Consider the following 9,356-nt stretch of genomic DNA (forward strand, 5'->3'; position numbering starts at 1 on the left):
TCAAACCCTTATAGAAAAGCCGTTTCAGTTTCCGACTCCCTAATACCGACGGCCTCGGACCGCGCGCAGCGCTATAATTCCCAAGCTAACAGCCCAAATCATCTAAAGATGATTGAGGAGTTGGCCTCACAGGCCTCACAGGCCTCACAGGCCTCCATGCCTGCGATCCACCGCCGTTCAATTTTTTGCTACAATTCCCAGCGACGATCGCAATGTTGAGAGATCCGGGCTGACAAAATTCGATTTCACTTGCATAGATCGGTTCAGATCGACGGCTAACCCTTATGGACACACCCTTTGAGATCACCATGCTGATGGTGATTACGGTCATCAGCGGTATCGGTGCTCAAGTTGTAGCGGACTACTTCAAAGTTCCGGCCATCGTCTTCTTGCTGCTGTTCGGGATTCTGGTCGGCAATGACGGCCTAGGATTGGTTCACCCCAACCTGCTCGGCGACGGCTTGGAAGTCATCGTCTCCCTCTCCGTCGCCCTGATCCTGTTTGAAGGCGGCCTGAGCTTGGAATTGCGGGCGATCGGAGAAGTTTCCGGCAGCATCCGCAATTTGGTGACGGCCGGGACTTTGATCACCTTGCTCGGCGGCGGGATGGCCGCCCACTGGCTGGGAGAATTTCCCTGGCCGATCGCCTTCCTGTACGCCTCCCTGGTGGTCGTCACCGGCCCGACGGTGGTCGGCCCCCTGCTCAAACAAGTGTCCGTCGATCGCCCCGTCGCGGCCCTCCTGGAGGGGGAAGGCGTCCTCATCGACCCCATCGGTGCCATTTTGGCCGTCCTGGTCCTCAACGTCGTCCTCAGCGGCGGCGCCAATCCGGTGGAACTCTTCCAAGAACTGGTTGCCCGCCTGGGCATCGGTGCCACCGTCGGCGTCGTCGGCGGTGCCCTGCTGGGTTGGAGCCTCAAACAAGCCCAGTTCATGTCCGAAGACCTCAAAAATTTGGTTGTCCTCGCCGCCCTCTGGGGACTCTACGATGTCGCCGAACTCGTCAGCAGCGAATCCGGGCTGATGACGGCGGTGGTGGCCGGCATCATGGTGCGCTTCGTCGGAGTGCCGGAAATTCGCCAACTGAGGCGCTTCAAGGGACAGCTCACGATGCTGTGCGTGTCGGTGTTATTTATCCTGCTGGCCGCGGATCTGTCCTTGCAAAGTATCGTCGCCCTCGGCTGGGGTAGCGTCTTGACGGTACTCGCCCTCATGTTCGTCGTCCGCCCCCTCAACGTCTGGCTGTGCACCCTCAACAGCAAGCTCAACTGGCGGCAAAAATCCTTCATCTCGTGGATCGGGCCGCGGGGGATCGTATCCGCTTCCGTATCCTCCCTGTTCGCAATTTTGTTGACCCAAAGGGGGATCAACGGGGGAGATTCCATCAAGGCTCTGGTGTTCCTCACCATCATCATGACCGTGGTGACGCAGGGACTCACCGCCCGCTGGGTGGCCCGAGTGTTGGGCGTCACCTCCAGCACCGCCACGGGCGCCGTCATCGTCGGGTCCAACCCCATCAGCCGCCTGATCGGCCGGATGTTCCAGGAGCAAGATGAGTCCGTCGTGATCATCGATACAGACCCGGAGGCCTGCGAACGGGCTAAACACGAGGGCCTGCGGGTTTACCAAAGCAGTGCCCTGGATACGAGCGTTTTGGAGGAGGCTGGACTCGAATCGATGGGGACGTTCCTGGCGATGACGAGCAACGGCGAGGTGAATCTGGTTTTGGCCCAGCGGGCGGCGGAGGAATTTCAGCCCCCCCGGGTGCTGGCGATCTTCCCCCAGGAACCCCAAAAGAAAAATTCCAACCACAACGCCAAGGAGAAGGTGAAACAGGCGTTTATTCCGGAGTTCCCCCTCAAGCAGTGGAACAAGTATGTCGAAGAACGGGAAGTCAAGTTGGGGGAAACGTTGCTCAGACAACCCGGATTGGAGTTTCAACGATCGCACCTACAGGCGATGATCCGCTCGGGTGAGTTCGTCCCCCTGTTGCTCAAGCGCCAAGATCAATTGCAGGTGATCCCGGTGGAAGAAACCTGGCAGGCGGGCGATCGCATCATCTATTTGCTCCACGACCCCAAGCCCAAACTGCTCAAACGCCTCTCCGGCTCCCAACAGACCGACCTGACCTTGGAAAAACATCCCGTGGTTGAGGAGGTCCCGATCCCGTCCCCCCAAAACCTGCAGGATCTCGAACCGATCGCCGTCGAAGACAACAACGCCTGAAGCGGCCGCGGCGAGCCGGGGGAAATGAATGGCAGCGGGTCAATTATCAATTGTCGATTGTCCATAATCAATTTTCCGGAAAGAGGCCTCACCCGACCGGAGGGAACCAGTTGGCAAACTGTCCACTCTACAGACCTATGCGAGCTGACGGAATACCGATCACGATCGCCGGTTCGCGATCGCCTAAAACCCCGATCTCACAAAGGTTTTGAACCCTCGCTGCCCCCGACACCCGGTCTGTTCGGTGGGGTTGACCCCACCCGCGATCGCAGTTACTTCAGAGAGTGGTACACCTCAATCCCTGTTTGGATTTCGTCCCTCCTACTATTCAAACTGTAGAGAGTTGAATCAGGACGGGGATGGATTGAAAGCACTTTCCCACCCAGCTCGACCTCTGCAATGGTTCAATCACCGAGGTCTACACGATGTTTGTCAACACCAATGCCGCCGACACCCCCGACACCCCCGGAATCTCCACCCTCGAAGTCGAAACCTTGGCGGAAAAACTCCTGCAAGAACTCCAAAACCTGCTCGGCACCCAACCCGCCAGCAGCCGCTCCGTGATGATGCGGATCGCTCTGGAAGTGGAGCGGATCTGCAACAAGAGCAAGCGCATTCAGGAGTCCGGCGAGATCGGAACCTGGCAACTGAACCTCGGCCGCCACCGCCTGCAAAAGTGCCTGCAATACTACCGCCTCGGTTCCCGCCAGGGCCGGGTGGAACTGCACTCGAATCTGGCCGCGATGGTTTACCGCCACGTCGCCTCTTTCCACTCCAACCTGCACTTCCAAGCCCGGTACAATTTGATCGAAGATTTCCTGCAAGGGTTCTACATCGAGTCCCTGCGCGCCTTCCGGCGGGAACACCCGGTCGGGGAAGACTACACCCCCCGCACCCAACTGGAACTCTCGGAGTACATGGCCTTTACTGAACAGTACGCCAAGCGCCAGATCGGCCTGCCGGGCCGCAACCGCCAGCGCCTGATCGTCCTCCGCGCCCAGGGGTTCGCCAAGGGTCAACCCCCGGAAATGTCCCTGGATATCGAGTTGGCGGTGGAAGGGGGCAAGACGGAGGAGGCTGAAGCCCAGAGCCGTTCCCACGCCATGCAGCAAATTCGCGAACAGATGGTTTCGGAAATGGTCGATCCCGCCGATGCGGTGCTGCGCGATCGCGTCATCGCCGAGCTGGTGCAGTACCTGGAATCTCAGGGTCAGTCCGAATGCGTGGATTACCTGATCTTGAAATTGCAGGATTTGCAGGCCAGCGACATCGACAAGGCCCTCAATCTGACGCCTCGCCAGCGGGACTACTTGCAGCAGCGCTTCAAGTACCACGTCGAAAAGTTCGCCCGCTCCCACAACTGGAAACTGGTCCACGAGTGGCTGGGCGCGGATTTGGATCAAAAGCTGGGCATGACCGCCGAGCAGTGGGAGGCGTTTCACAAAGAGCTGTCTCCGGCTCAACAAACCCTGCTGCAACTGAAGCGGGAGGGACGGGGCGACAAGGCGATCGCGGCGACTCTCAAATGCACCCCCAAACAGGTGCACAAGCGCTGGGCGAAACTCCTGGATCTGGCGGCGGGCTATCGGAATGATGACGGGGCGTCCGCTTGAAGGGGGGGCGATGGGGATCGGTCTTTTCCAAACTCCTCCCGGTCACCCCATCCCTTTCCCCTCGCGGGACGGTTATTGATAAGAATTTTAAATCTAAAATTCCCATCGAATTGGCCTGAATCGCCACGATGGCCTGACAAATTAGATACAGTAGATCGAAGTAACGGTTTATTAAGAAATCGACGGCTATGTCAGTCAATCTTGCGCCGGCTTCTGCTGGGTTCCCCCGCTTCTCTTCGGAGCGGGGATTCGCCCGAGACCCATCCGCACGGGCCGGGGCTTCCAGCCAGCCAACACTCACTCAAGTTTTTACAGCGATTGATGCCGATAGCTGTCCGACATCCTACAATTTTCACATTCATACCACGAAATCGGACGGACAGCTCGATCCGATCGCTGTGATACAGCAGGCGATCGCGATCGGACTCCGGGGACTCGCCATCACAGACCACCACACCACCGAGGGGTATCGGGCGGCTCAAGATTGGTTGGACCGCTGGAAAATCGACCACCCGGAACGTCGCGCCGACACCCCCACCCTGTGGACCGGCATCGAAATTAATGCCGGACTGCTCAAAACGGATGTCCACATTTTGGGATACGGGTTCGACACCAACTCGCCCTGCCTCCGCCCCTACCTGCGACGTCAAGTCGCCCGGGGTCGGGAATACGATGCCAAAGCGGTCATTTCCGCTATCCAAGCCGCGGGGGGAATAGCGGTTCTCGCCCACCCGGCTCGATATCGCCGCCCCGCCGCCGAACTCATTCCCGAAGCCGACCGTTTGGGTATCGACGGGGTGGAAGTTTACTACAGCTACCGCCATACCAAACCCTGGCGCCCGACTCCCAACGTCACCGAACAAATTCAAGCGTTGGCGAAAACTCACGATCTACTGCAAACCTGCGGCACCGATACCCACGGCACCGATATCTCGTTGAGGCTTTAGGGATCGATGTTTGGGCGGCCAGTCCCGCTCCGGAACTGACCGTCATTTTCCATGAAACTGAGTTGGGAATTTCAAATCAAACCGCCCCTCCCATACTCATTACCATCAGAAAAGCCAACAGTAAGACCAGAAGTAGAAAGGTCTGGAATAGGGTTTGGGTCGCTTTTGAAGGTAGGTTGGAAGTTTTCATACGGCCTCCGTCTCATGTCATGTTCAGTTGACATCCACCTAAAACCTAACAAGAGAATTCGAGGGCACCCCGGATTTCGCACAAATCTTAAACTAATGCAATCCTTCTTTACCAAACGAAAGAGAGCGGGGAGCCATTTCTTAACACTATTGTGTCAGTCCGTGTTCGAGGGCGTAGCGGACTAACTCCGTGCGGCTGTTGGTTCCGGTTTTGGTAAACAGGCGGCTGACGTATTTTTCCACGTTGCGGACGCTCGTTTCCAACCGGCGGGCGATTTCTTTATTCATCAGCCCTTGGGCGACCAAATCCAACACGCTTTGCTCCCTCGGCGTCAGGTCAATTTTGATGGGAGAGGGGCTGGGACTGATCCCGCTTTTGCCCTTCAACATATTTTCGATGCGGGCAATTTGTCCGGCCAGGGCGGTGATGTCCGGAGCCCCGTCTTCCCCTTCCGTGCGGACCCTGGCGCGGCGTTCCAGCAGGTTTTTGACGATCGCCACCAGTTCTTCGGGGTCGAAGGGTTTCGACAGGTAGGCGTCGCAGCCCGCCTGATAACCCTGGATGCGATCGGTCGTCATTCCTTTGGCGGTCAAAAAGACCACGGGGAGGGCTTTGAACTTCGGATCTTCCCGCATTTGTTGCAAAAACTGATACCCGTCCACTTCCGGCATCATGATATCCGTGATCACCAGATCGGGCAAATTTTGCTGCAACAATTCCCACCCTTCCCGGGCGTTACTCGCCACATCGACGAGAAAATCGCTGTCTTCCAAATAGGCTTGAACCGCTTCCCTCAATCCCGGTTCGTCGTCCACCAATAACAAACGGGCGGGAAGGGACGGTACGTTGTCTCCCGATCGCTCATTTCCTTGGGCTTGACTCGACATCGGCACTCTACCTTTTTTCCCTAAAAATTCAGACTTCTAATCTAGAATGTAACGAATTTTGCCCCTTTCAAACCTCTGTCAAAGGATCGGTTTTCCCGGCCTGAACCGAACTTGAAATTTTCGGTTTGATCTCCGAAAGACCGACCCTCCGACGGCAGGTTTTCCCGATCCTACACCCGATCGCGATCGGTCAAAATTTCGTAGCCGTTCTCCGTCACCAACACGGTATGCTCAAATTGAGCCGACAGGGAATTATCCACCGTCACCGCCGTCCAGCGATCAGAGAGGATGCGGGTGAACCGCGACCCCGCATTCAAAATCGGTTCGATCGCCAGCGTCATCCCCGCCTTCAACTTCACGTTGGGCAAATCGTAGGTGCGGACATTAAAAACCGAGGGTTCCTCGTGCAAATTCCGCCCGACACCGTGGCCGGTGAACTCCTCCACGATCCGAAAATTATTGGCTTCCGCGTGATCTTGAATCGCCCCGGCAATATCCAGCAAATCGGCCCCCGCTTTCACCCGTTCGATCCCCTTGTAGAGGGACTCCTGGGCCACCCGGATCAGTTTCGCGGCTTCCGGAGACACCTCGACGACGGGCACGGTAATGCAGGAATCCCCGTGAAACCCCTGATAGTAAGCGCCCGTGTCCACTTTCAGCACGTCCCCGGTGCGGATCACCTTATTTTTGCGGGGGATGCCGTGGACGACCTCGTTGTTGAGGCACACGCAGATGGTGGCCGGGAAGCCGTGGTAGCCCTTGAAACTGGGAACCGCCCCCATTTCCCGGATGCGGCGTTCCGCGTAGGCGTCGAGGTCGGCGGTGGTCATCCCCGGTTTCACCAGTTCCGAGATCTCCTTGAGAACCGTGGCGACAATTCGGCTGGCCTGCCGCATGATTTCGATCTCGTCGGGAGATTTGACGTGAATCCCGCGACCCCGCTTTTTGATCGTGGGGGGGGTCGGTTTGGGTCGGGTGGATTTGGAAATCAGTTCGCCGAAAAGTTTTTTCATTATTTCGATATTTGATCAACTAAAAATGGATATTCCGGAATGTTGCAACCTTTTTTAAATTGTAGCAATTGTTCGATACCCCCGATCTATGTCACCGTCAAATCCGGCCGTTCGGGTACGGTTTTCAAGCTGAAACTCCAGCCATGTTGCTCGAACCCCAGCGACCGATAAAAGCCGTGGGCGCGATCGCGTTTCAAGTTCGATGATAAGGTCACTTTGTAACACCCCGCCGCCGCGGCCAGGGCGATCGCTTCCTTTATCATCTCCCGGCCGAACCCCCGCCCCCGACTATAAGGCATCACGGTGACGGCATCCAATACCGCAAATTTGTGAAACCCCCGGTGCATGAAGGTCGGAACCGTCAGCAGCGAAAAGGTCCCCACCACTTCCCCCTCCGACTCGGCGATATAAATCCGATAGTCGGGAATTGCCCGAATTTGCTCGAACAGGGTTTCGACCGTTTCGGGGGGGAGTTCCGATTCCCCGTCCATCTCGGCATACAAATTATTTAACGTCGATAAATCGGCCACAGTTGCGATCCGGATGTCGAGTTGCATCGCCTTAAAACTCCTTGATCCAAGTTTCGATCCCTTGCAGGATCATGTCGATGGAAAACGTCCCCAAAATCATCGCCGTCGTCCGTCCGGCAATGTCGATGTAGCGCTCGATCAGGGCTTCGTCGCGCTGTTTGACATAATCGTGGAGCCATTTAAAAAACAGAATTGAAAGGGCCGTCATCGATAAAGTGAAGGCGATCGTGACAGCCGACAGCGGGGGCGACAGCCGACTCCCCGCCAGGACGCTGGCGCTGATGGTGCCTGGCCCGATCATGTAGGGCATGGCGATGGTGATGGCGATATCTTTGGGCTGTCCGCGCAACTGTCCGAGCGCCTGACTTCCCCCGAAGAAAAAGCGGATGGCGAGGATCAAAAAGATGATGCCGCCAAAAACCATGAATGATTCAAATTCTACCTGCAAAACTTGGGTGAAAATTGATTCCCCGAACCAGGCAAATAAAATGAATACAAATCCGCTGATTGTCGTCCCCCGAATCAGGTAGTTGGCAAAAATTTTAAAATCCAATTCTTGAATCAAATCGATCAGGTAAATGCTCATCAAAAAGGGATTCAAAAGCACGAATAAGAAGGTCGAGGATTGCAGCAAACTGTCGATCATATCAATTCGGCTCCGGTTCTGAAGCCTAGATGCATTTGAATAATGGATTCTCGGTTGTTTCGATTCCGGTTGTACACTTTAACATCGAGGGCGGCGGACGATCGCGCCCCGGTTATTGTAGCCCATCATACAACTCAGACCTCGATTGTACCCCGAATTTATCGCTCCGACCGGAGGAAAAAAATCGACGGGAGTCGCACCCGGGGCTAATCCCCGATCGATTAAAAAATATGTTAAGTTTTATGTAGATTTTCATCCGTGCGACAGGGGGGGCGATCGCGCTCCCCCACGGCTGAAGGAACTCAATTCTCCATAAATCGGCAATTTGGAGAAATCTATCCCCAATTTCTCCCGAGCTTGCCATTGCAATTTTTCATGAAGTTTATTTACGTTATATTACGATGCTGAGAGAAATTAACCCGACGTTCGCGCTGAGGCGCACGTCAACCGCGATCGCGATCGCCATTCTCACCCTCACCCTCACCGCCGCCCTCTCCGGGGCAATGCTGGCGTTTTACTACGAACCCACCGCCGGGGGCAGTTATCATTCTTTGGAATATCTCAACAACGAAGTCAACTTCGGTTGGTTAGTACGGGGACTGCACGACTACGCCGGAAACTTCGTCATCGCCCTCGGTTTGGTGCAGATGGTGGTCATGTTTCTCGGACGCCAATTTCGCGCCAGTTGGCTGACAGGTTGGATTAGCGGAATTTTCTTGATTTTGGCAGCGATCGGATTGGGATGGACCGCCATGTCCCTCGACTGGAGTCAGACCGGATTTTGGCGATTTTCCATCGAATTGGGCACCGTGGAAGCGATTCCGGCGATCGGGCCTTTGCTGCGGGAGGTCCTCACCGGGGGCGGCGGCATTTCCACCGCCACGATTTTGCGGCAATACGCCCTCCACAGCTACATTTTATCCGTCGGCGCGATCGCCGGGGCCGTCGTCCACCTCGTCGGCTTGCTATTCCAAGATCGCCGGGAACGCCGGATACAACTCGAAAAGCGGGAGGAAAAAGTCGAACAGATGTTGAATCAAATCATCGAAAAGCGGCAGTCTGCCGAGACGGATGAGATGGAATCCGCCCGCCGAGAGTGAGGAAAATTCAAACATTCCCATTATGATCGGGAAATCGGCCCCCCGACCGAATTTGAGACTCTCGCCCTCACCCCCGGCCCCTCTCCCAATTCTGGGAGAGGGGAGTCCAGTCTCCGGTTCCCCCCTATCTCCCCCCTTACTCCCCCCTTACTCCCCCCTTTCTCCCCCCTTTCTCCCCCCTTTCAAAGGGGGGCTGGGGGGGATG

The 9,356-nt window shown here is 56.2% G+C and carries 8 protein-coding genes; 4 read left to right on the forward strand and 4 right to left on the reverse strand.

The window, feature by feature from the left end:
* Window positions 1-284 precede the first annotated feature (284 nt).
* The 3 genes from LKE08_RS07515 (at window position 285) to LKE08_RS07525 (ending at window position 4,785) form a co-directional block, all read left to right on the forward strand.
* Complete coding sequence (locus tag LKE08_RS07515; protein ID WP_324703593.1) at window positions 285-2,225, forward strand: cation:proton antiporter; 1,941 nt, start codon at window positions 285-287, stop codon at window positions 2,223-2,225.
* A gap of 425 nt (window positions 2,226-2,650) precedes the next feature.
* Window positions 2,651-3,838, forward strand: coding sequence for a HetZ-related protein (locus tag LKE08_RS07520; protein WP_324703594.1), 1,188 nt, complete (start codon window positions 2,651-2,653; stop codon window positions 3,836-3,838).
* A 188-nt stretch (window positions 3,839-4,026) separates the two neighbouring features.
* The gene (locus LKE08_RS07525; RefSeq protein WP_324703595.1) at window positions 4,027-4,785 is read left to right on the forward strand and encodes a PHP domain-containing protein; all 759 of its coding nucleotides are present in this window, start codon (window positions 4,027-4,029) and stop codon (window positions 4,783-4,785) included.
* Window positions 4,786-5,121: 336 nt separating this feature from the next.
* On the opposite strand, the gene LKE08_RS07530 is transcribed toward LKE08_RS07525, so the two are convergent.
* From LKE08_RS07530 to LKE08_RS07545, 4 genes are all read right to left on the reverse strand, one after another.
* Window positions 5,122-5,862 carry a response regulator transcription factor gene (locus tag LKE08_RS07530; RefSeq protein ID WP_324703596.1) on the reverse strand — a complete coding sequence of 247 codons (741 nt, stop codon included), beginning with the start codon at window positions 5,860-5,862 and terminating at the stop codon, window positions 5,122-5,124.
* A 170-nt stretch (window positions 5,863-6,032) separates the two neighbouring features.
* Window positions 6,033-6,875, reverse strand: a complete 843-nt coding sequence (map, locus tag LKE08_RS07535) for a type I methionyl aminopeptidase (protein ID WP_324703597.1) — start codon at window positions 6,873-6,875, stop codon at window positions 6,033-6,035.
* Between the two features lie 86 nt (window positions 6,876-6,961).
* Window positions 6,962-7,432 (reverse strand): GNAT family N-acetyltransferase, encoded by a 471-nt coding sequence (locus LKE08_RS07540; protein ID WP_324703598.1) that lies wholly within the window; start codon window positions 7,430-7,432, stop codon window positions 6,962-6,964.
* Window positions 7,433-7,436: 4 nt separating this feature from the next.
* Window positions 7,437-8,051, reverse strand: coding sequence for a MarC family protein (locus tag LKE08_RS07545; RefSeq protein ID WP_324703599.1), 615 nt, complete (start codon window positions 8,049-8,051; stop codon window positions 7,437-7,439).
* A 401-nt stretch (window positions 8,052-8,452) separates the two neighbouring features.
* Here LKE08_RS07545 and LKE08_RS07550 point away from each other — a divergent pair, with 401 nt between their 5' ends.
* Window positions 8,453-9,151: a cytochrome b N-terminal domain-containing protein gene (locus LKE08_RS07550; protein ID WP_324703600.1), complete on the forward strand. Its 699-nt coding sequence runs from the start codon at window positions 8,453-8,455 to the stop codon at window positions 9,149-9,151.
* Window positions 9,152-9,356: the final 205 nt, after the last annotated feature.

It is taken from the genome of Lyngbya sp. CCY1209, from assembly GCF_035615495.1.
Lineage (GTDB): Bacteria > Cyanobacteriota > Cyanobacteriia > Cyanobacteriales > Microcoleaceae > Limnospira.